The following is a 20436-nucleotide window of genomic DNA, read 5'->3' as shown; positions in this document are numbered from 1 at the left end:
TCGTTCATATTAAAAACCATATACCCACATCACCCCTCGATCAGCCCAGACATATAAACCGGAGAAATCATGAGTCAGCAACGCGAGGCGATCGACACGTACCTCTTGCGCGTCTTGCACACCTTGTTGATGGAGCGCAGCGTCACGCGCGCGGCCGTCAAACTGAACCAGTCGCAACCGGCGATCAGCGCCGCACTGCGGCGCCTGCGCGACATCACAGGCGACCCACTGCTCGTGCGCGGCAAGTCCGGCATGGTCCCAACCGAGTACGGATTGCGCCTGCTCGAGCCGGTGCAGAACGCACTGCGCGAAATCGAGCGCATCAAGTTCCAGCAGCACAATTTCGACCCGGCCACGTCGATCCGCTGCTACCGGATCGGCTGCCCCGACTACCTGAACGTGCTGTTCGTGCCGACCGTCGTCGAACGCTTCCGCCAGGCGGCGCCGAACGCCACGCTCGAGTTCCACTCGCTCGGCCCCGCGTTCGACTACGAGCTCGCGCTGGAAGACGGCAAGCTCGACATCGTCGTCGGCAACTGGCCCGAGCCACCCGAGCAGCTGCACCTGTCGAACCTGTTCGTCGATGAAATCGTCTGCCTGATGAGCAACACGCATCCGTTCGCGAAGCGCGGCGGGCTCACGCTCGACCAGTACCTGAACGCGCCGCATCTCGCGCCGACGCCGTACTCGGTCGGCCAGCGCGGCGCGATCGACGTGCATCTCGCGCGCGAACGGCTCAAGCGTCACGTGGTCGTCACGCTGCCGTACTTCAACCTCGCGCCGTACGTGCTGGTGAAGTCCGACCTGATCTTCACGACGACGCGCCTGTTCGCCGATCACTACGCGAAGTTCCTGCCGCTGTCGGTCGTGCCGGCGCCGCTCGACTTCCCGCCGATGCAGTACTACCAGCTGTGGCACGAACGCTGCCACTACTCCGACGAAGTGCGCTGGCTGCGCAGCCTCGTCGCCGAAGCAACCCGCACGCTGATCGAGACGTAATCGCGCACGACGCGCGCGGCGGCCATGCCGTCGCGGTGCGGCCCCGTGCAATCGTGGCGTGTGGCGGCCATGGCCTCGGCCACGCGCCCGATCGCAGCGCGACCTTCACATCGATGCGTCAGCGCGACGCCTCCACGAGTGCTTGCGCCAGCGCGTTGTGACGCTCGATGACCGGCGGCAGGTCGAGCGTCGCGAACCGCCCTTCCCGCACCACCACCTTCCCGTTCACCACCGTGTACGCCGTCTGCGACGGCGCACAGAACACGAGCGCCGCAACCGGATCGTGCAGCGCGCCCGCGAACAGCGGCTGACGCAGGTCGAACGCGGCGAAGTCCGCGGCCATGCCGGGCTTCAGCGCGCCGATGTCATCACGGTTCAGCACCTTCGCGCCGCCCAGCGTCGCGATCTCGAGCGCCTCGCGCGCGGTCATCGCGTCGGGCCCGAAACCGACCCGCTGCAGCAGCAGCGCCTGCCGCACTTCCGCAACCATCTGCGCGCCGTCGTTCGACGCGGAACCGTCGACGCCGAGCCCGACCGGCACACCCGCGAGACGCATCTTCTTCACGGGCGCGATGCCCGACGCGAGCCGCATGTTCGAACATGGGCAATGCGCGACGCCGGTGCCGGTGCGCGCGAACAGGCCGATGCCCGCATCGTCGAGCTGCACGCAGTGCGCGTGCCACACGTCGTGGCCGACCCAGCCGAGATCTTCCGCGTATTCGGCAGGCGTCATCCCGAACTTCTCACGGCTGTACGCGATGTCGTTGACGTTCTCGGCCAGGTGCGTGTGCAGCGACACGCCGTAGTCGCGCGCCAGCACGGCCGCATCGCGCATCAGGCCGCGGCTCACCGAGAACGGCGAGCACGGCGCGACCACCACCCGCAGCATCGCGTAGCGGCCTTCGTCGTGATAGGTCTCGATCAGGCGCTGCGCGTCGCGCAGGATGTCGGGCTCGCGCTCGACGACCGAATCGGGCGGCAACCCGCCATCGCGCTGGCCGACGCTCATCGCGCCGCGGCTCGCATGAAAGCGCATGCCGATTCGCTGCGCGGCGCCGATGCTGTCGTCGAGCCGGCTTCCGTTCGGATAGATGTACAGATGGTCGCTCGACGTCGTGCAGCCCGACTGCAGCAGTTCGGCCATCGCGGTCAGCGTCGACACCTCGATCATCTCGGGTGTCAGGTGCGCCCAGATCCGGTACAGGTTCGTCAGCCAGCCGAACAGTTCGGCGTTCTGCGCGGCCGGCACCGCGCGCGTGAGGCTCTGGTACATGTGGTGATGCGTGTTCACGAGCCCCGGGATCACGAGGTGGCCGCGCAGGTCGAGCACTTCGTCCGCGGTATCGGGCAACTCGGCGCTCGGGCCGACCGCGACGATCCGGTTGTCTTCGATATAGAGCCCCGCGTCGCGCAGCTCGCGGCGCGTGTCGTCCATGGTCACGAGCACGTCGGCGTGCTTGACCAGCAGAGTTTTCGGGTGGGATGAGGAAGAGTTCGGCGCGCGTGCGCCGGCGTGCTGCTCGAGGTTCATGCGTTCTCCGCGTCGGTCTGCCCCCAGGGGCGGTTCCTGGGGACGGTCACACAGCCGTTCGAACGCTGAATCGCGGCACGCTCCGGTGCCTGCGTCCGTTCGAACGCCCTGGCCCGGTTACCCGGCGTGCTCGCCGTCTTCGGGGTGCGCGCGGGCCACGGGCCGACGCGCACGGCGGGAGGATCGCCCAAGCGCGCGCCGCACACAATGCGCGATCCGGAATACCGCGCTTCACGGATTCGATATGGTACGCCGCGCAACGCCCGGCCGAGCGCCCGAAACGGCCGCCGGAAGCCGTATCCGGCGTGCCGTCGACAGCCGCTCATGCGCGGCGCATTATCTTTGATATCGCGCCCGTATTTGCGCGGGGAACCTTTTTACAATGCCTGCACGGCGCTCGCTTCAATCTCGCCGACGGGTATGTAGCCACGTGACGTGGAGCCTCGATCCGCCGCACAGTCAATGGATCGAGTCGCCGCCGAACCTCGCATTCACACAAGGACAATTGCGAATGGGAAAGCTCACTACCCACGTACTCGATACGGCACACGGTCGCCCCGGCGCTGCCATCAAGGTGGACCTCTACGCGCTGGACGGCGAATCGCGCCGCGCAATCAAGACCGTGCTGACCAATAGCGACGGCCGCTGCGACGAACCCCTGCTCGAAGGCGCCGCGCTCGCCGCCGGCGAATACGAACTCGTGTTCCATGCCGGCGACTACTTCGCATCGCTCGGCGTGAAGGTGCCCGAACCCCGCTTCGTCGACCGCGTCGTCCTGCGCTTCGGCATCGCCGACACCGCATCGCACTACCACGTGCCGCTGCTCGTGTCGCCGTGGTCGTACAGCACCTATCGCGGCAGCTGACAGCGCATCGGCGCCCGACGTATCGGCGCCCGACGCATCGGCGCCCGCATCAAAGACAACGATCTGAGTCTGGAGGAGTTTCATGGAAGGCTTCATCACCGACTGGCTGAACCTCGCGCTGCGATGGCTGCACGTCATCGTCGCCATTGCGTGGATCGGCGAGTCCTTCTATTTCGTCGCGCTCGACAACAGCCTGAAACCGCCGACCGACGCGAACCAGCGCAAGCGCGGCGTGTTCGGCGAACTGTGGCACGTCCACGGTGGTGGTTTCTACAACATGCAGAAGTACACGGTCGCCCCGCCGGAAATGCCGGATGACCTGCACTGGTCGAAGTGGCCGTCGTACACGACCTGGCTGTCGGGCTTCTCACTGTTCTTCGTGCTGTACCTGCTCGCACCGAACACGTACCTGATCGACAAGAGCGTGCTCGACATGGGCCCGGTGGTCGCCGTCGCCTCCGCCCTCGGCTTCCTCGCGGCCGGCTGGATCGTCTACGACTCGCTGTGCCGAATCCTCGGCACCAACGATCGCGTGCTGGGCATCTGCGTCGGCGTCTACGTCGTCGTCGCCGCGTACCTCGCGTGCCACATCTTCTCGGGCCGTGCGGCGTACCTGATCGTCGGCGCGATGCTCGCGACGATCATGTCGGCGAACGTGTTCTTCGTGATCATCCCGGGCCAGCGCAAGATGGTCGACAAGATGCTCAAGGGCGAAGAACCGAACCCGATCTACGGCAAGCGCGGCAAGCAGCGTTCGGTGCACAACACGTATTTCACGCTGCCGGTCGTGTTCGCGATGCTGTCGAACCACTATGCGATGACGTACACGAACAAGTTCAACTGGGTCGTGCTCGTGCTGATCATGCTGGCCGGCGCGCTGATCCGTCAGTTCTTCGTGATGCGTCACCGCGGCAAGCAGCTGTGGTACCTGCCGATCGGCGGCGTCGCGCTGCTGTCGGGCGCACTGGTGTGGACGATGCCAAAGCCGGTCGCGCCGGAAGCGCAAGCGGCCAACGCACCGAAGATCGTGATCAACGACATCATGCCGATCCTGCAGCAGCGCTGCGTCGAGTGTCACTCGGCGAAGCCGACGCTGATGGGCAGCGCGCCCGCCGGCGTGATGTTCGATACGCCGGACGAAGTATCGAAGAACGCGCAACGCATCTACGAACAGGCCGTGCGCCTGAAGGCGATGCCGATCGGCAACGTCACGCACATGACCGACGACGAGCGCGTGAAGCTCGCCGCATGGTTCGAGGGTGGCGCGGTCAAGTAAGCCGCCGCGCGCCGGCCGTCGGTTGCCGGCGCAATCCTCTCCGTTCGCGGGCCCGGAAACGGGCCCGTTTTTTTTGCCCGTCCGGAACGTGTGCCCTGCTAGCCCCGCATCGCGTCGCGCTGCAGCGCGACGAGCGCATCAAGCGCGCGCGGGCCGTCGTCGAACGGAACGAAGATGTGATCGTGATATGCAGCAGCCATCACGTTGCAGCTGATGCCTGCCGCGCCCAGGGCGCTCGCGAACGCGGCCGTCAGGCCGACCGCCGCGAGGTCCGAATGCACCGTCAGCGTGATCCACGCGGCGCGGAACAGCACGGGCCAGCCGCGACGTGCGGCCGTTGCCTCGTCGACGACGACCGTCATGCCTTCCGTTTCTCGGAACGTCGCAATCGCTTCGGATAACGATATGTCGGCATCGTCCGGCAGTGCGACGAAGGCGCACGCACCGCGATGCAGTTCCGGCCGCATCGTGCGCAACAGGATCGCGAGGTCGTTTTCAGGTTGGCTCATCGTGGTACGGCCCGGGAACCGGGCGTCGTGCGGTGGCGATGCGGGCACGATAGCACGCGATCGACGTCTTCGACGTAGCGGCGGCGTCATGCCGTGATGCGTGCGCCGAGACCATAAAAAAACCCGCGCAGGTCGCGCGGGTCTCTTCGATGAAACGGTACTGGCGAAACGCTGCTCAGGCCGTCAGCGCATCAAGTGCGTCCTCGGTGAGCCACAGCGATTCCGGCAGGTCCTGCTCGTTCAGGTTCAATCCGTCGCCGCCGCGATCGACGACGATGAAGTCGCTGACGCCGCCGAGCGCGATCAGCGGGTGATGCCACACGCCCTTCGCATAGTTCACCCCCTGCCACCCGCTCGTCACGAACGCGCGGATCTTCGACGGATCGAGATCGCCCGCCGGCGCGACGACGACGAGATACGGCTGGTCGTTCAGCGGCACGAACGCCTGGCTGCCGAGCGGATGGCGCTCGAGCATCTTCACCTCGAACGGCAGCGTGCGGGGCTGGCCGCGGAACAGGTTGACGAGCGTGCGGCCGTCTTCGTCGGTCACGTCGACCTTCGCGAGATCGTGAAAGCGGATCGTCGTGCCGAGGTTGATCGGAATCTGCTTCGCGCCTTCCGTTTCGATCACATCGCCGAACGGCGCGAACGCGTCCTTGGTCAGCGGTTCGATTACGAGTGTCTTCATTTGTCGAGCGTCCCCCACAGACGCAGGCGCGACACACCGCCGTCCGGAATGATGTTCAGGCGCACGTGGGTCACGGGGCCCAGCGATGCGATCTCGTGCTCGAAGTAATGCTGCTTGTCCATCTGCAGCTTCTGTTCGCCGAGCAGCACCGGCCAGAACATCGACTGCGTGATCAGCGAGCTGTCGGTGCCGCCCGACACGTACGCGGCCTGGATCGAGCAGCGGTCCGGGTAATTGCCCTTGAAGAACGCGGTATCGACTTCGATCTTGCGGATCACGCCCGGCTGCGCGAGCGCGATGATCGCCCAGTCGTTGCCCGGTTCGCGGCGGCGGCGGGTTTCCCAGCCATCGCCCATGTTCACGCCGCGGCCCGGCAGCAGCAGGTTCGACGCGACGCCGAAATGCTGGTTGTTCGCGGCTACCACGTAGCCGCCGTTTTCCATTGCCGCGAGGTCGAACTGCTCGGTCGCGCTCGCGCCGGCCCAGTCGAGCTGCGGCTGGCCATACACGCGCAGGCGCGCGATGCCGCCGTCCGGATAGATGTTCACGCGCAGGTGCGTGAACGCCCGTGCGTCGCTCGCTTCGACATAGTGATGGCTGTTGCCCTGCAGCGTCGTCGACGGCACGATCTCGACCCATTCGGTCGCGTGCGTCGGCGCGCCGTCGGCCACGAAGGCGGCCTCGATCGACGCGGCCGGCGGGAAGTTGCCGGTGAAGTGGCTCGTGTCGATGTCGAAGCCCTTGATCACGCCCGGCCGCGCGAGCTTGACGATGCACCAGTCGTAGCCCGTCGTGCGCTTGCGGCGCGTTTCCCAGCCGTCCATCCACTTGCCGTGGTCGTCGTACTTGCCGGGAATGAACACGGCCGGCTCGGGGTTCAGCATCCGGTCCTTGGGCGCGAAGAAGTCGTCGCTGGCCTCGAGCGCCTGCGCACCGAGGCGCGGGTCGGCGAGGTTCACGTAGCGCCGCGTGAAGTCGGGGGCGTCGGGATCGAGAAGCGGAACAGCCATGATGTTTCCTTGTTTCAGTGATGCGATCGGCCGCCGCGACGCAGCAGGCCGTCGTGAGGTGTCAGGCGTCGATCAGGTCGTCGAGACGAAAGCGCGCGATCCGGTAGATCTGGTCGAGGCTCGCGCGCAGTTCCTCGGTGCGCGAATGATTCACGCGCGACTCGAAGTTCGCGATGATGCCGTGCCGGTCGTAGCCGCGCACCGCGAGGATGAACGGAAAGCCAAACTTCTCGCGATACGTGCGGTTCAGCGTCAGCAGCTTGTCGAACTCTTCCTGCGTGCACTGGTCGAGGCCCGCGCCGCTCTGCTCGCGCGTCGACTCGGCCGTCAGCTCGCCGCGCACGGCGGCCTTGCCGGCGAGCTCCGGGTGAGCATTGATCAGCGCGAGCTGGCGCACTTCGCCGCCCGTCTCCACCGCGTTCGACATCGTTTCGTGCAGCGCATCGATGCTCGCGAACGGCCGCTCGCCCGCGGCGACCTCGGCCACCCACGGCGAATGTTCGAAGATCCCCGACAGCGCCGCGACGAATGCGCTCGGCGCCATCGTGTTCAGTTGCTCCAACGTGTAACGCATCGCCTTCATGCTTTCCCTTCGTTTCGATGATTGGGCTGATACGGATGATGTTCACGCCAATGACGCGCGATATCGACACGGCGCGTCACCCATACGCGATCGTGCTTCTCGATGTGATCCAGGAAACGCTGCAGCCCGCGGAAACGTCCCGGCCGGCCGAGCAGTCGGCAGTGCATGCCGATCGACAGCATCTTCGGCGCTTCGTCGCCCTCCGCGTACAGCACGTCGAATGCGTCGCGCAGGTAGTCGAAGAAGTGGTCGCCGGTGTTGAAGCCCTGCGGCGTCGCGAAGCGCATGTCGTTCGTGTCGAGCGTGTACGGCACGATCAGTTGCGGCAACTTCCTGCCGCCCGACACGTCGACGTCCATCCAGAACGGCAGGTCGTCGCCGTAGTTGTCGGAGTCGTACAGGAAACCGCCGTATTCCGCGACGAGACGGTGCGTATTGGGGCTGTCGCGGCCGGTATACCAGCCGAGCGGACGTTCGCCCGTCACGCGCTCGATCGCTTCCATCCCGAGGCGCATGTGCTCGGCTTCGAGTTCCGGCGTCATGCTCTGGTAGTGGATCCAGCGCCAGCCGTGGCACGCGATTTCATGACCCAGCTCGACGAATGCGCGCGCGAGTTCCGGATGACGCTCGATCGCCATGCCCACGCCGAACACCGTCAGCGGCAGCCCGCGCTTCTCGAATTCGCGCAGGATGCGCCACACGCCGGCACGCGAACCGTATTCGTAGATCGATTCCATGCTCATGTGGCGGTCCGGATACGCGGCCGCGCCGACGATTTCGGACAGGAACTGCTCGGAACCCGGATCGCCGTGCAGCACGCAGTTCTCGCCCCCCTCCTCGTAGTTCAGGACGAATTGCACGGCGACGCGGGCACGCCCGGGCCAGTTCGCCTGCACGGGATGGCGGCCGTAGCCGATCAGGTCGCGAGGATAGTTGGGATCGAGTGACATGGGTTCGAAGTGCGGCGAAAGCTTGCTGAAGTAATGGGTTCGCATCGACCCGCGCGGGTGCCGGAGGCCGGCCGCACGGGCCGATGCGATGACGGCCCAGTGTAGCGAAAACGTTCATACGCGCCCATACAGCGGCGCAGATAGTGCATGTCAGACGGCGTGTATGTGCGGTTGCGGCAAATTCGGGACCGGTTCCGACGTGTCGCTCCCGCTTCGCGCCGTGGCGGCGGCGGGCGCGGGCGCGGGCGCGTCCTCCGGCGGGCTGAAACGCGCGAATTCGCCGTCGTAGCGCTTCGGCAGCGGCCGCGCATAGTCGCCGCGCTTCGCGGTCGCGAGGCGCAGCGCGACGAGCGCCTCGGCCCACTTGACGGCCGCCGTGACGCCTTCCACGACCGGCGCGCCGATCTGCTGCTCGATCTCGTGCGCGAATTCGGCCATCCCGGCGCAGCCGAGGACGATCGCGTCGGCGCCGTCCTCGTCGAGCGCGCGCCGGCATTCGTCGACGATGATCCGCCGCGCCGCCGAACCGGGCCGGTCGAGCTCGAGCACCGCGACGTCGGTCGCCCGCACGTTGCGGCAGAACCGCTTCATCCCGTAGCGCTCGGCGAGATGCCACGCCATCCCGCAGGTGCGCGCGAGGGTCGTGACGACCGAGAAGCCCGGCGCGAGCACGCTCGCCGCATGCATTGCCGCCTCGGCGATCCCGATCACCGGCCCGCGCGCGAGTTCGCGCGCCGCATACAGGCCCGGGTCGCCGAAACACGCGATCACGTACGCGTCGCAGCCATCGCGCTCGCCCTGCGCGATCTCGGCCAGAAGCCCGGGCGTCGCGAGCGCCTCGTCGTAATAACCTTCGATCGACGGCGGCCCCATGGGCGGGCTCACCGCGACGATCTCGGTGCCTGCCGCCGCGATTTCACGCGCGCAGCGGCCCATCGCGTCGGTCATCCGCTGCGTCGTGTTCGGATTGATCAGCTTGATCTTCATCGCGCGCTCCTCAGGCCTTCGTGCTCACGAGCAGCCGGTAGAACACGAAGCCGAGCCCCGCGCCGATGAACCATGAGAAGTTCGCAGCGGCCTGCCAGCCCGGCACCATCACGCAGATGACGGCGATCACCGCGGCCGGCAGCAGCGCCGCGAGCGCGCGGCGATTCACGCCGCCCGTGTACCAGTAGGTGCCGCGCTCCGACATCGTGTACAGGTCGTCGCGCACGAGCCGGCCGCGCTTGACGAGGTAGAAGTCGGCGATCAGCACGCCGTACAGCGGGCCGATGAACGCGCCGAGCACGTCGAGCGTGTAGTGGATCACGGCCGGATTGTTGAACAGGTTCCACGGCGTGATGAAGATCGACGCGACGGCCGCGAGCATTCCGCCCGCGCGCCAGCTGATCAGCCGCGGCGCGACGTTCGAGAAGTCGAACGCGGGCGACACGAAGTTCGCGACGATGTTGATGCCGATCGTCGCGATCGTGAAGGTCAGCGCGCCGAGGATCACGGCGGTCGGGTGGTCGATGCGGCCGACCGTCTCGACGGGATCGGTGATGAGTTCGCCGAACACCGGAAGCGTCGCGGCGGTGGTGATCACCGTGACGAGTGAGAACGCGAGGAAGTTGACCGGCAGCCCCCAGAAGTTGCCGCGCTTCACGTCGCCGAACGAGCGGCAGTAGCGCGAGAAATCGCCGAAATTGAGCATCGGCCCGGAGAAGTACGACACGACGAGCGACACGGCCGTGATCATCACCGGAATCACTTCCGCGCCGTGATACTTCACGCCGCCGAGGTTGATGCCGATGTTGCGCCATCCCGCGCGCCACACCATGTAGCCGGCCAGGATGAACATCACGACGTAGACGGCCGGGCCCGCGAAGTCGATGAACTTCTTGATCGTCTCCATCCCGTTCCAGAACACGAGCGCCTGCAGCACCCACAGCAGCATGAAGCCGGCCCAGCCGACCGCCGACAGCCCGAGGAAGCCGTAGCGATGGACGTCCGCGTACGGCAGCCATTGCGGAAAGAACTTCAGCACGACGATCACGAGCGCGCTGGACGCGAGATAGGTCTGGATGCCATACCACGCGATCGCGATCAGCCCGCGAATCACGGCCGGCACGTTCGCGCCGAACACGCCGAACGTCGCGCGGCACGCGACCGGATACGGTACGCCGATCTGCTGGCTCGGCCGCGCGATCAGGTTGCACAGCCGGTTCACGATCGTGATGCCGACGATCAGCGCGATCAGCACCTGCCAGCTCGTCAACCCGAGCGCGAAGAGGCTGCCCGCGAACACGTAGCCGCCGACGCTGTGCACGTCCGACATCCAGAATGCGAAGATGTTGTAAGCGCCCCATGTCTGATTCTTAAGGGGTGCCAAATCTTCGTTGTACAAACGTTGACTGTAACCGTCCGGCAACGTGGGGCCGCCGCCCTCGCCGCCTTCTTCCGCCGGATACGCACTGTCGTGCGCCACACTGAACTGAGCCATGACTTCTCCTTGACGCGGCCGAACAGCCGCTCCACCGTCATCGATATCGCTCCGGATCGTTGCCCGGAGTCGGACTGGCGGCCGGCGGCGCGAACCGCCGGCCTGCATTGCTCTCGTTGTGTGGCGCGCGGCCGGGTTCGCGTCGCCGCTCAGGCGCCGCCGAACACTTCGCGCAAATCGACCTGCCCTTGCGCGGGCCGGTCCAGCATCTTCAGTTCGACATGTTGCAGATGGTGCGCCATCAGCGTCACCGCCCGCTTCGAATCGCCCGCTTCCAGTGCGGTCAGTATCTCGTCATGGTCGTCGCACGAGCACGGGCTGCGCCCGTGCGATTCATACAGCGCCGACATCAACGTCGAGCGTGCGACGAGCCCGTCGAGGCACTCGCAGAGCGTCGCATTGCCCGTCAGCGCCGCGAGCGCCGTGTGGAATTCGCCCGACAGGCGGATCCACGCCGCGAAGTCGTGCCGCTCGAACGCCCTGCGTTCCTTGTCGATCAGCGCGGCGACGCCCTTGAGCCGCTTCGCCCCCGGCCCCGTCGCGAGCCGCTCGACGACGGCCAGCTCGATGATCCTGCGCATCTCGAACACCTCATGCACGTCCTGCAGTGTCGGACTCGCGACGAACGCACCGCGGTTCGGCTCGAGATCGACCAGCTTGTCGGCCGCGAGCTGCGAGAGCGCCTGCCGGATCGTTCCGCGCTTCACGCCGAACACGTCGCAGAGCTGTGCCTCCGTCAGCTTCGCGCCGGGCGCGAGCCGATGCTCGAGGATCGCCGTGCGGATCCGCTCGGCGATCGCGTCGGGACCGGCAGCGCCGGACGGATGGGTAGCGGAATCGTTCATGTTCTGCATCGTGTGATGGTCCTCATCCTAGGACGGACATAAAAATTGTCAACAATTCTTTTCCGAAGTTCCGCACAATCGGCGTGCACGGACGCGACCTCAATCGGTGCGGGATGCGCGAAATCCATGCACAACAAGCCTTCATGCCATGACAGAGGCCGTTCTTGTCGTATACCCTTCCCGGGATTTTGTTGACAATACTGGTGCAAGAACCGGCGACGACGCTGTCGAAGTCCGCCGGGATTTTTGACCGTTAGTTGCGCACTTACATAAAGAAAAAGGCGGGAGACCCGCCTTTCCATCGACCACGTCAGCGTCAGCCGAGGTGCGGATAGTCCGACAACGTGAGCCGGAACCCGTGCGCATTCGCGACCAGTTGCGCCTGCGCGCCGAACGGCAGCGTCAGCAGGTCGGGCACGTGGCCGAACTGCAGCCCGGTGACGACCGGAATGCCGACCACCTCACGCACCTGGTCGATCATCGCCTGCATGTCGTAGCCGTTGTCGTATTCGAACGGCCGCGCGCCGGTGAACTGGCCGAGCACGAGCGCCTGCTGGCGCGCGAGCAGCCCCGACAGATGCAGTTGATAGATCATCCGCTCGATCCGGAACGGCTGTTCGTTGACATCCTCGACGAACAGGATGCCGCCCTCGATGTCGGGCATGTACGGCGTGCCGATGAGCGATGTGAGGATCGCCAGGTTGCCGCCCCACAGCGTGCCCGTCACGTTCACGGTGTGCACCTGCGGCGCCTCGGCGATGATCGTCGTGCTCGGCTGCGTCAGCGTCTGCCAGAAGTGCTGCATCGTGAAGTCGCTCGGCGTTTCCGCGCCGAAGTCGGCCGACAGCATCGGACCGCCGAAAGACTTGATACGCGCCTTCGCGTACAGCGCGAGCTGGATCGCGGTGAAGTCGCTGTGGCCGACGAGCGCGATGGGTTGGTCGCGCAGGCGGCGCTCGAGCCCGCGATAGTCGAGCCCGTGCAGGATGCGTGCGGCGCCGTAGCCGCCGCGCACCGCGAGCGCGATGTCCGGCAGCGCGCGTTCCGGATCCGCGAGGCGGTTCAGGTCGCCGGCCCGCTCGCCGTCGGTGCCGCCGAATCGCTGGAAGCGGCGCTGCGTCGCCTCGATGTTCTCGATGCGATGTTGCGAGCCGCTCAGGCGCTCGAGCGCGCGGTTGATCGCATCGGGGTCGTGCGGATAGCCGGACGGCGCCAGCAGGCGGATGGTGTAGGACGCAGCGGGCTGGAGGGACATGGCGAAAGGTATCGAGGTCGTCAAACCTGCTTAGAGGGTCCGAACCGTCTCCGGTTCACGGAACCGTGCTGCCCGCCCTGCTCCGGGCGACGGGCGCGGCAAGGGTTACGGCGCGCCGGATTCGGCGTCGCGTGCGAGCCGTGCTTCACGCAGCGCGCGACGGCGCTCCGCGAAGAACGACTTCAGCGCGGCCCCGCACTCATCGGCGAGCACGCCGCCGGTTACGTCGGTATGGTGGTTGAGTTGCGGATTCGCGAACGCGTCGATCACGCTGCCGCACGCGCCCGTCTTCGGATCGGCGGCGCCGTAGACAACTCGCGCGATGCGTGCGTGCATGATCGCGCCCGCGCACATCAGGCACGGCTCGAGCGTCACATACAGCTCGCAGCCGGGCATCCGGTAATTCTGCAGATGCTGCGCGGCCATGCGCAGCGCGGCCATTTCCGCATGGGCCGACGGATCGTGCCCGCCGATCGGGTGGTTGAAGCCGCGTGCGATCACCTCGTCGCCGCGCACGAGCACCGCGCCGACCGGCACTTCGCCGGCCGCGCGCGCCTCTGCGGCAGCGGCCTGCGCGAGCCGCATGAAATGCAGGTCGCGCGCCGACACGGGTGTGGCTTCGGGAACGGGAGAATCGGGAGCAGCAACCGATCCGGCTGCCGCGTCGTGCAGCGCGTCGGCGCTCACATCGGCCCCGCTTCGGCGGGCGCGTCGTCGAGCCCGCGCTCGCACAGACGTTCCGCGATGCGCCGGCAATAATCGCGCGGCATCACCATCGGGCCGCCGCGCAGCGATTCGAGCGCCATGTCGAGGGCGAGGATCTTCGCCTGCAGCCGGCAGCGCGCGGCACGATCGCTGACCGCCTGCAGTTCGTCCTGCAGATTGCGCAGCGCGCGCAGTTGCTCGACGGCCGGCGGCACGAAGCCCGCATTCTTCAGGATACGGTTGGCCACCCGCACCTCCTCGGGTACGAGCAGGTCGTCATCCAGCGCCTGCGGCGCGCCGGTACCCGGCAAATCGTCGAACTCGCCCCGCGCGGCAGCAGCGGCAATGCGTTGTTCGACCAGTGCGTCAAGCAATCTCATCAGTCAATCGGAACAAATGCGGCAGCCGAATTCTAGCAGGGTGACGTGCGTATGACAGGCCCTTCGAAGGCATGCTCGATATTGTGTTTTTTAAGGGCCGAATCGGGGCGCATGGGCGCCGATCGCCACGACTTGCCGCTGTGCTGCGCCGCAGCAGGCTCCGCGCCGATTTACCGTCGATTTCGCGCCGTTTGCGCGGGCGATGTCCGGCCCTGTTTTTTATTTTCGTCCGGGTCGATCGGCGTCCGTCGTCCGCCGGAATCGCCGTTTCGCGACTGCCCGGTCATGCGGCGACCACTTGCGACCGCGCCTTCGAAAACGGGCGGAACAGCATCGCGACGAGAAACGCGCCGATGCCGATCGCGAACGATCCGAGGTACAGCCAACGGTAGCTGCCCAGCGCATCGACGATCAGGCCGCCCGCGACCGGCCCCGCCGCCATCCCGAGGCTGCCGGCCATCGCGCAGCCGCCGATCACGGTGCCCATCATCCGCAGCGGGAAATTTTCGCGCGCGAGCACCGCATAGAGCGGCATCACGCCCGCATAGATGAAACCGAACAGCGTCGCGACCGCGTAGAACCCGTCGAGCGTGCGCACGAAGTAGTAGCCGAGCGCGCCGAGCGCCTGCGCGAGCAGTCCCGCCACGAGCATGCGCTTCGCGCCGAGGCGGTCGCCCAGCAGCCCGAACGCGATGCGCCCGCCCATGCCGGCGAGCCCCTCGACGCTGTAGATCGACACCGCGACGATCAACGGAATCCCGCACGTCACCGCGTAGCTGACCGTGTGGAAGATCGGGCCGGAATGCGTCGCGCAGCAGAAGAAATTGGTCAGCAGCAGCACGATAAACTGCGGCGAGCGCAGCGCGCCGCCGACCGACAGCGGTGCGGATCGGGGCACGCCGGCCGGCACCGGCTCGGCGTGCGGCCCATCGAGCGCGGGGGCGCGGCGCACGAGCAGCGACGCCGGAATCATCACGGCGGCCGCGAGCGCGGCGATCAACAACATCGACGTGCGCCAGCCGTGGCCCGACACGAGCCATGCCGCGAGCGGCGACATCGTCATCGGCGCCATGCCCATGCCGGCCGACACCAGCGACACCGCGAGACTGCGATGCGTGTCGAACCAGCCCGTCACGCAGGCCATCATCGGCGCGAACACCGCGGCCGTCGCGCTGCCGACGGCCAGCCCGAAAATCAGCTGGAACGCGAGCAGCGAAGGCGCGCGGCTCGCAAGCGCCAGGCTCGCCGACAGCAGAATGGCGCCCGTCACGACCACCGCACGCGTGCCGATCCGGTCCGACAGGCTGCCCCAGCCGATGCTCGCGAAGGCCATCGCGATGAAGCCGAGCGTCATCGCGGCGGAAATGCCGGTCATCGACCAGCCGGTGTCGCGTGCGATGGCCCGCAGGAACACGGGCAGCGAAAACATCGCGCCGATCGCGATGCAGCCCATCAGGCCGCCCGCGGCGACGATCACCCAGCGATAGCGGGAATCAGGCATCTGGCACCTCCTTTCTCTCCGTAGGTCAGGCCTCGACGAGGAACCTGGCTGCGGACGCCGTCGCGAATCCGGTCGACATCGATACGACGAACGACGCAGCGGGGAATCGACATGCGTGGCACACGCGAGCGCTCATGCCCGATCGTCGACGGTGTCGAGCGGTCGACAAGGGGCAGATCCGGACGAACCTCGGCCGCGCAGCCGCCCCGCTTTTCCGGAATCGGAATGTCGAAATCAGAAATGGTTGGTTTGGGCGCGCGAACGCGGTCACTACACTCGAATCCTCTTGTCATGACAAGTTGACCGATGACCCGCCCCAATGTCGTGCCGCTGTCGGCGGCCCCGCTCTACGTGCAGATCAAGGACACGCTGCGCACGCGTATCCTCGACGGCACTTATGCGCCACACAGCAGGATGCCGTCCGAGCACGAACTCTGCGCGATGTTCGACGTGAGCCGCATCACGGTGCGCCAGGCGCTCGGCGACCTGCAGAAGGAAGGCCTGCTGTTCAGGCTGCACGGCAAGGGCACGTTCGTGTCGAAGCCGAAGGCGTTCCAGAACGTGACATCGCTGCAGGGCTTCGCCGAGGCGATGTCGTCAATGGGTTACGAAATCGTCAACCAGTTGCGCAGCTTTCGCACCGTGAAGGCCGACCGCCATCTCGCAGCGAAGCTGAACGTGCCGGAAGGCGCGCCGCTCGTCGAGATCCACCGCGTGCGGCTGCTGAACCGCGAGCCCGTGTCGCTCGAGCAGACGTGGGTGCCCGCGGCGCTCGGCAAGCGGCTCGCGGGCGCCGATCTCGCAACCCGCGACATCTTCCTGATTCTCGAGAACGACTGCGGCGTGCCGCTCGGCCACGCCGACGTGTCGATCGACGCGATCCTCGCCGACGATGAAATCGTCGATGCGCTGCGCGTCGAGGAAAGCAGCCCCGTGCTGCGGATAGAGCGCCTGACGCACGACGCGTCCGGCGCGCCGATCGACTACGAACACCTGTACTTCCGTGGCGACGCGTTCCAGTACCGGCTGCGCATCGACCGGCAGAAGACGCACCAACCATTAAGGAACCCGCAATGAACACCCATGTACTCGAATACGACATCGTCGTGGTCGGCGGCGGCACGGCCGGTCCGATGGCGGCGATCAAGGCGAAGGAGCGCGACCCGTCGCTGCGCGTGCTGCTGCTGGAGAAGGCCAACGTGAAGCGCAGCGGCGCGATCTCGATGGGGATGGACGGCCTGAACAACGCGGTGATTCCCGGCCACGCGACGCCGGAGCAGTACACACGCGAGATCACGATCGCCAACGACGGGATCGTCGACCAGCAGGCCGTGTACGCATATGCGACGCACAGCTTTGCGACGATCGAGCAGCTCGACCGCTGGGGCGTGAAGTTCGAGAAGGACGGCACCGGCGACTACGCGGTGAAGAAGGTCCACCACATGGGTTCGTACGTGCTGCCGATGCCGGAAGGTCACGACATCAAGAAGGTACTGTACCGGCAGCTGAAGCGTGCGCGCATCGCGATCACGAACCGGATCGTCGCGACGCGCGTGCTGACCGACGCGCACGGCCGCGCGAGCGGCGTGCTCGGCTTCGACTGCCGCACGGCCGATTTCCACGTGATCCGCGCAAAGGGCGTGATCCTGTGCTGCGGCGCGGCCGGCCGCCTCGGGCTGCCGGCATCCGGATACCTGATGGGCACGTACGAAAACCCGACCAACGCGGGAGACGGCTACGCGATGGCGTACCACGCCGGCGCGGCGCTCGCGAACCTCGAATGCTTCCAGATCAATCCGCTGATCAAGGACTACAACGGCCCGGCCTGCGCGTACGTGACGGGCCCGCTCGGCGGCTTCACCGCGAACGGCAAGGGCGAACGCTTCATCGAGTGCGACTACTGGAGCGGCCAGATGATGTGGGAGTTCTACCAGGAACTGCAAGGCGGCAACGGCCCGGTGTTCCTGAAGCTCGACCACCTCGCCGAGGAAACGATCCAGACCATCGAGCAGATCCTGCACACGAACGAGCGGCCGAGCCGCGGTCGCTTCCACGCAGGGCGCGGCACCGACTACCGACGCCAGATGGTCGAGATGCACATCTCCGAGATCGGCTTCTGCAGCGGCCATAGCGCGTCAGGCGTATACGTGAACGCCCGCGCGGAAACGACCGTTCCGGGGCTCTACGCGGCCGGCGACATGGCGGCCGTCCCGCACAACTACATGCTCGGCGCGTTCACCTACGGCTGGTTCGCCGGGCAGAACGCGGCCGACTACGTCGCCGGCCGCGATCACGCGCCGGTGGACGACGAACAGGTCGCGGTCGAACGCACCCGCGTGCTCGCGCCCCTCACACGCGAGCGTGGCCTCGCGCCGGCGCGGGTCGAATACAAGCTGCGCCGCATGGTGAACGATTATCTGCAACCGCCGAAGGTGACGCGCAAGATGGAAATCGGACTGCAACGCTTTGACGACATTATTGAGGACATCGAAGAACTCAAGGCGGTCCATCCGCACGAACTGATGCGCGCGGCCGAAGTGCGCGCGATTCGCGACTGCGCCGAAATGGCCGCGCGTGCGTCGCTGTTCCGTACCGAGAGCCGCTGGGGGCTATACCACCATCGCGTCGATTTTCCGCATCGCAACGACGCTGAATGGTTCTGCCACACATGGTTGCGCAAAGATGCCGACGGCACGATGCGCAGCGAGAAACGGCCGGTCGAGCCCTACGTCGTGCCGCTTGCCGACGACGAACGCAGCGCCTACGCGCACCTGCGCATCCGCGAACCGGCCGCCCTCGCGGCCGCCCTCTGACTCCGAGGAGCCTTACCGTGCCCCATACCCCGCACGACATCTTCCTGCGCAGCAGCGCGCCCGTGACGATCGACGAGGACCGCTGCATCGCCGACAAGGGCTGCACCGTCTGCGTCGACGTGTGCCCGCTCGACCTGCTCGCCATCGACGTGACCAAAGGCAAGGCCTACATGCAGTTCGACGAATGCTGGTACTGCATGCCGTGCGAACGCGACTGCCCGACCGGCGCCGTCAAGGTCGACATTCCGTACCTGCTACGCTGACCCGACGGGCCGCCGGCGCGTCGAGATCGCACGTGTGCTGATCTTCCGGCCGTGCATCGTGCTGACGGATGAATCGTTCGGCGTGCTCGACGCACAGACGCGCCGAATGATGCAGACGCTGCTACTCGACATCGGATCGCGGATCGGTGCGACCGCGCTGCTCGTCACGCCTCACACGCTTCGTTAATGATCCTGATTTTTCCCATGACCGCTTCCTCCCCTGCTTTCCCGCTGCATGGCGCGCACGCCTCCGACCATGCCGCGCTCGTCGCACATGTTGCGGCACCCGATGCATCCGTGCGCCGCATCGCGCTGCTCGAACTCGCCGATCTCGAGGATCCCGATCTCGTGCCGGTCTTCGTTGCGGCATTGCGCGACGATCCGGCCGCCGTCGTGCGCGGCGAAGCTGCGCGGGTGCTCGCCGCCTGGGAGCAGCCCGTCGTCGTCGACACGCTGTGCCACGCGCTGCTCGATCCGGACGACGACGTGCGCGCGACCGCGGCACACAGCCTGTCCGAACTGAAGGATGTCGCGTCCGGCGCCGTGCTGTGCCGCTGGGCCGAACACGCCGAGCCGTTCGTGCGCGGCGCCGCGCTGCGCGCGCTGCGCGAACTGCGCGACCCCGACGCGTTCACGCCGGCGCTGCACGCGCTCGACGCGCCGGCGGCGGCCGTGCGCGCCGAGGCCGTCGCCGTGCTCGGCTGGCTCAAGGACGTGCGTGCGTTGTCGCCGCTCGCACGCATCGCCACGAACGACACTTATGCGGACGTGCGGCGCATCGCGGTCGGCGCGGTCGGATTCGCGGCGTCCGACGACACGACCGTCGTCACCGCGTTGCTTGCGGCGCTGCGCGACGCCGAATGGCAGGTACGCGAGGAAGCGGCCACGACGCTCGGCAAGCTGCGTGTCGCGGTCGCTCGCGCGCCGCTCGTCGCCGCGCTCGATGACGATTACTGGCAGGTGCGCTTGCGTGTGGTGCGCGCACTCGGGCAATTGCGCGACGCCGCCGCGGCGCCGGCGGTCGCCGCGCTGCTGTCCCATGCGATCAGCAATCTGCGCAAGGAGGCGGCGCTCGCGCTCGGCGAACTGCGCGATCCTGCGACGCTGCCCGCGCTGCATGATGCATTGGAGGATCGCGATCCCGAAGTACGCAAGGCCGTGCGCATCGCCATCGCGCAGATTGGAGGAGATGCGCGATGACGCCGCCGACAGAGATTCGTCTCGATCATGCGACTCGTGCGTTGACGCTGTGTTGGCCGGACGGCAGCACTCAGCATATCGGCTATGCGCGCTTGCGCGGCGATTGTCCATGCGCCGCGTGCCGGAAGATCCGGCTTGATGGCAAGCGAATCGACGCGCCGCTCGAGCTGACGCTGGACGGCGTGGAACCGGCCGGGTACGGCATCCGCCTGCTGTTCGGTGATGGTCACGCGCGCGGCATCTATCCGTGGCCATATTTGGCGGAACTTGGCAGAGACGAGACGGATGCGGGCATCGCATCGCGCGATGTGCCGGCACAGCGGCCAGCCATTCACCGCGCACCGCGGGTGCCTTGATCCGCTCACTGTCCGGCCGTGCGCGCGGCGGTGCACGGGGCGGGCAAGACGGCAAGGAAGACACGCTCCCCCAGCGTCAATCCAATCACGATCGCCGTTCGCACAAACGACAACGCCCGGCAGGTCATCCCTGCCGGGCGTCCGCATCGTCAGATGCCGTGGTCCGCTACCGAGGCACGCCCCGGCGCCGAATCACTCCCACTCGATTATGAATAAGTGAGATTT

Annotated in this window: 21 protein-coding genes and 1 pseudogene; 9 read left to right on the top strand and 13 right to left on the bottom strand. The window is 66.7% G+C overall.

Translation table 11 applies throughout. From position 1 onward, the window contains the following. The first annotated feature begins 69 nt into the window (after positions 1–69). The gene (locus DIE08_RS14970; RefSeq protein WP_059599960.1) at positions 70–999 is read left to right on the top strand and encodes a LysR substrate-binding domain-containing protein; all 930 of its coding nucleotides are present in this window, start codon (positions 70–72) and stop codon (positions 997–999) included. Between the two features lie 118 nt (positions 1000–1117). Here DIE08_RS14970 and DIE08_RS14965 read toward each other — a convergent pair whose 3' ends face one another. Next, positions 1118–2530, bottom strand: coding sequence for an 8-oxoguanine deaminase (locus DIE08_RS14965; protein ID WP_124902349.1), 1413 nt, complete (start codon positions 2528–2530; stop codon positions 1118–1120). A gap of 511 nt (positions 2531–3041) precedes the next feature. Between DIE08_RS14965 and uraH the strand changes: the two genes are divergently transcribed. Together uraH and DIE08_RS14950 are read left to right on the top strand one after the other, a co-directional pair. After that, a complete protein-coding gene (gene uraH / locus DIE08_RS14955; protein WP_011657188.1) occupies positions 3042–3395 on the top strand; it encodes a hydroxyisourate hydrolase in 354 nt (117 codons plus the stop codon). A gap of 82 nt (positions 3396–3477) precedes the next feature. Further along, entirely contained in the window at positions 3478–4671 is a 1194-nt protein-coding gene (locus DIE08_RS14950; RefSeq protein WP_059599958.1) for a urate hydroxylase PuuD, read from the top strand. Positions 4672–4769: 98 nt separating this feature from the next. Here the strand turns inward: DIE08_RS14950 and DIE08_RS14945 are convergent, their stop codons facing one another. The 12 genes from DIE08_RS14945 to DIE08_RS14890 all read right to left on the bottom strand — a co-directional run bounded on the left by DIE08_RS14945 (position 4770) and on the right by DIE08_RS14890 (position 15579). Beyond that, entirely contained in the window at positions 4770–5180 is a 411-nt protein-coding gene (locus tag DIE08_RS14945; protein WP_124902347.1) for an ACT domain-containing protein, read from the bottom strand. 175 nt (positions 5181–5355) lie between these two features. Further along, the gene (locus DIE08_RS14940; protein WP_059599956.1) at positions 5356–5868 is read right to left on the bottom strand and encodes an ureidoglycolate lyase; all 513 of its coding nucleotides are present in this window, start codon (positions 5866–5868) and stop codon (positions 5356–5358) included. Beyond that, positions 5865–6878 carry an allantoicase gene (gene alc / locus DIE08_RS14935; protein ID WP_124902346.1) on the bottom strand — a complete coding sequence of 338 codons (1014 nt, stop codon included), beginning with the start codon at positions 6876–6878 and terminating at the stop codon, positions 5865–5867. Before alc ends, DIE08_RS14940 begins: the two co-directional genes overlap by 4 nt. Positions 6879–6939: 61 nt before the next feature. Further along, entirely contained in the window at positions 6940–7461 is a 522-nt protein-coding gene (gene uraD, locus DIE08_RS14930) for a 2-oxo-4-hydroxy-4-carboxy-5-ureidoimidazoline decarboxylase (RefSeq protein WP_059599954.1), read from the bottom strand. Continuing rightward, positions 7458–8411, bottom strand: a complete 954-nt coding sequence (gene puuE / locus DIE08_RS14925) for an allantoinase PuuE (RefSeq protein ID WP_059599953.1) — start codon at positions 8409–8411, stop codon at positions 7458–7460. The genes uraD and puuE overlap by 4 nt, the downstream gene beginning before the upstream one ends. Positions 8412–8561: 150 nt before the next feature. Next, a complete protein-coding gene (locus DIE08_RS14920; protein ID WP_124902345.1) occupies positions 8562–9398 on the bottom strand; it encodes an aspartate/glutamate racemase family protein in 837 nt (278 codons plus the stop codon). 10 nt (positions 9399–9408) lie between these two features. Then, a complete protein-coding gene (locus tag DIE08_RS14915) occupies positions 9409–10893 on the bottom strand; it encodes an NCS1 family nucleobase:cation symporter-1 (protein ID WP_124902344.1) in 1485 nt (494 codons plus the stop codon). A 149-nt stretch (positions 10894–11042) separates the two neighbouring features. Further along, positions 11043–11747 carry a GntR family transcriptional regulator gene (locus tag DIE08_RS14910; RefSeq protein ID WP_124902343.1) on the bottom strand — a complete coding sequence of 235 codons (705 nt, stop codon included), beginning with the start codon at positions 11745–11747 and terminating at the stop codon, positions 11043–11045. Positions 11748–12054: 307 nt separating this feature from the next. Further along, complete coding sequence (gene ldcA, locus DIE08_RS14905) at positions 12055–12993, bottom strand: muramoyltetrapeptide carboxypeptidase (RefSeq protein ID WP_124902342.1); 939 nt, start codon at positions 12991–12993, stop codon at positions 12055–12057. Between the two features lie 105 nt (positions 12994–13098). Then, positions 13099–13680 carry a tRNA adenosine(34) deaminase TadA gene (tadA, locus tag DIE08_RS14900; protein WP_124902341.1) on the bottom strand — a complete coding sequence of 194 codons (582 nt, stop codon included), beginning with the start codon at positions 13678–13680 and terminating at the stop codon, positions 13099–13101. Continuing rightward, on the bottom strand, positions 13677–14078 hold the full coding sequence (locus DIE08_RS14895) for a DnaJ family domain-containing protein (RefSeq protein ID WP_044843744.1): 402 nt from the start codon (positions 14076–14078) through the stop codon (positions 13677–13679). Before DIE08_RS14895 ends, tadA begins: the two co-directional genes overlap by 4 nt. 283 nt (positions 14079–14361) lie before the next feature. Next, entirely contained in the window at positions 14362–15579 is a 1218-nt protein-coding gene (locus tag DIE08_RS14890; protein ID WP_124902340.1) for an MFS transporter, read from the bottom strand. A 306-nt stretch (positions 15580–15885) separates the two neighbouring features. On the opposite strand from DIE08_RS14890, the gene DIE08_RS14885 reads away from it, so the two are divergent. From DIE08_RS14885 to DIE08_RS14860, 6 genes and pseudogenes are all read left to right on the top strand, one after another. Next, the gene (locus DIE08_RS14885; protein WP_124902339.1) at positions 15886–16656 is read left to right on the top strand and encodes a GntR family transcriptional regulator; all 771 of its coding nucleotides are present in this window, start codon (positions 15886–15888) and stop codon (positions 16654–16656) included. Beyond that, entirely contained in the window at positions 16653–18392 is a 1740-nt protein-coding gene (locus DIE08_RS14880; protein WP_124902338.1) for a fumarate reductase/succinate dehydrogenase flavoprotein subunit, read from the top strand. The genes DIE08_RS14885 and DIE08_RS14880 overlap by 4 nt, the downstream gene beginning before the upstream one ends. Before the next feature lie 17 nt (positions 18393–18409). Further along, on the top strand, positions 18410–18655 hold the full coding sequence (locus DIE08_RS14875; protein ID WP_006755644.1) for a ferredoxin family protein: 246 nt from the start codon (positions 18410–18412) through the stop codon (positions 18653–18655). Positions 18656–18665: 10 nt separating this feature from the next. Beyond that, positions 18666–18824, top strand: a pseudogene (locus tag DIE08_RS14870) (ABC transporter ATP-binding protein); the annotation flags it as partial. Between the two features lie 35 nt (positions 18825–18859). Then, positions 18860–19855 (top strand): HEAT repeat domain-containing protein, encoded by a 996-nt coding sequence (locus DIE08_RS14865; RefSeq protein ID WP_124902337.1) that lies wholly within the window; start codon positions 18860–18862, stop codon positions 19853–19855. Beyond that, positions 19852–20211 carry a gamma-butyrobetaine hydroxylase-like domain-containing protein gene (locus DIE08_RS14860; RefSeq protein WP_124902336.1) on the top strand — a complete coding sequence of 120 codons (360 nt, stop codon included), beginning with the start codon at positions 19852–19854 and terminating at the stop codon, positions 20209–20211. Before DIE08_RS14865 ends, DIE08_RS14860 begins: the two co-directional genes overlap by 4 nt. Positions 20212–20436: the final 225 nt, after the last annotated feature.

This window comes from Burkholderia sp. Bp9004 (assembly GCF_003858025.1).
GTDB classification, from domain to species: domain Bacteria; phylum Pseudomonadota; class Gammaproteobacteria; order Burkholderiales; family Burkholderiaceae; genus Burkholderia; species Burkholderia diffusa.
The sequence above is the reverse complement of the archived record's forward strand: the minus strand, read 5'-3'. Positions and strand labels throughout refer to the sequence as shown.

Bases quoted from the DNA above. Each gene is read 5' to 3' on its own strand.
- DIE08_RS14970 (WP_059599960.1), top strand. From the start codon at position 70: ATGAGTCAGCAACGCGAGGCGATCGACACGTACCTCTTGCGCGTCTTG.
- DIE08_RS14965 (WP_124902349.1), bottom strand. From the start codon at position 2,530: ATGAACCTCGAGCAGCACGCCGGCGCACGCGCGCCGAACTCTTCCTCA.
- uraH (WP_011657188.1), top strand. From the start codon at position 3,042: ATGGGAAAGCTCACTACCCACGTACTCGATACGGCACACGGTCGCCCC.
- DIE08_RS14950 (WP_059599958.1), top strand. From the start codon at position 3,478: ATGGAAGGCTTCATCACCGACTGGCTGAACCTCGCGCTGCGATGGCTG.
- DIE08_RS14945 (WP_124902347.1), bottom strand. From the start codon at position 5,180: ATGAGCCAACCTGAAAACGACCTCGCGATCCTGTTGCGCACGATGCGG.
- DIE08_RS14940 (WP_059599956.1), bottom strand. From the start codon at position 5,868: ATGAAGACACTCGTAATCGAACCGCTGACCAAGGACGCGTTCGCGCCG.
- alc (WP_124902346.1), bottom strand. From the start codon at position 6,878: ATGGCTGTTCCGCTTCTCGATCCCGACGCCCCCGACTTCACGCGGCGC.
- uraD (WP_059599954.1), bottom strand. From the start codon at position 7,461: ATGAAGGCGATGCGTTACACGTTGGAGCAACTGAACACGATGGCGCCG.
- puuE (WP_059599953.1), bottom strand. From the start codon at position 8,411: ATGTCACTCGATCCCAACTATCCTCGCGACCTGATCGGCTACGGCCGC.
- DIE08_RS14920 (WP_124902345.1), bottom strand. From the start codon at position 9,398: ATGAAGATCAAGCTGATCAATCCGAACACGACGCAGCGGATGACCGAC.
- DIE08_RS14915 (WP_124902344.1), bottom strand. From the start codon at position 10,893: ATGGCTCAGTTCAGTGTGGCGCACGACAGTGCGTATCCGGCGGAAGAA.
- DIE08_RS14910 (WP_124902343.1), bottom strand. From the start codon at position 11,747: ATGCAGAACATGAACGATTCCGCTACCCATCCGTCCGGCGCTGCCGGT.
- ldcA (WP_124902342.1), bottom strand. From the start codon at position 12,993: ATGTCCCTCCAGCCCGCTGCGTCCTACACCATCCGCCTGCTGGCGCCG.
- DIE08_RS14895 (WP_044843744.1), bottom strand. From the start codon at position 14,078: ATGAGATTGCTTGACGCACTGGTCGAACAACGCATTGCCGCTGCTGCC.
- DIE08_RS14890 (WP_124902340.1), bottom strand. From the start codon at position 15,579: ATGCCTGATTCCCGCTATCGCTGGGTGATCGTCGCCGCGGGCGGCCTG.
- DIE08_RS14885 (WP_124902339.1), top strand. From the start codon at position 15,886: ATGACCCGCCCCAATGTCGTGCCGCTGTCGGCGGCCCCGCTCTACGTG.
- DIE08_RS14880 (WP_124902338.1), top strand. From the start codon at position 16,653: ATGAACACCCATGTACTCGAATACGACATCGTCGTGGTCGGCGGCGGC.
- DIE08_RS14865 (WP_124902337.1), top strand. From the start codon at position 18,860: ATGACCGCTTCCTCCCCTGCTTTCCCGCTGCATGGCGCGCACGCCTCC.
- DIE08_RS14860 (WP_124902336.1), top strand. From the start codon at position 19,852: ATGACGCCGCCGACAGAGATTCGTCTCGATCATGCGACTCGTGCGTTG.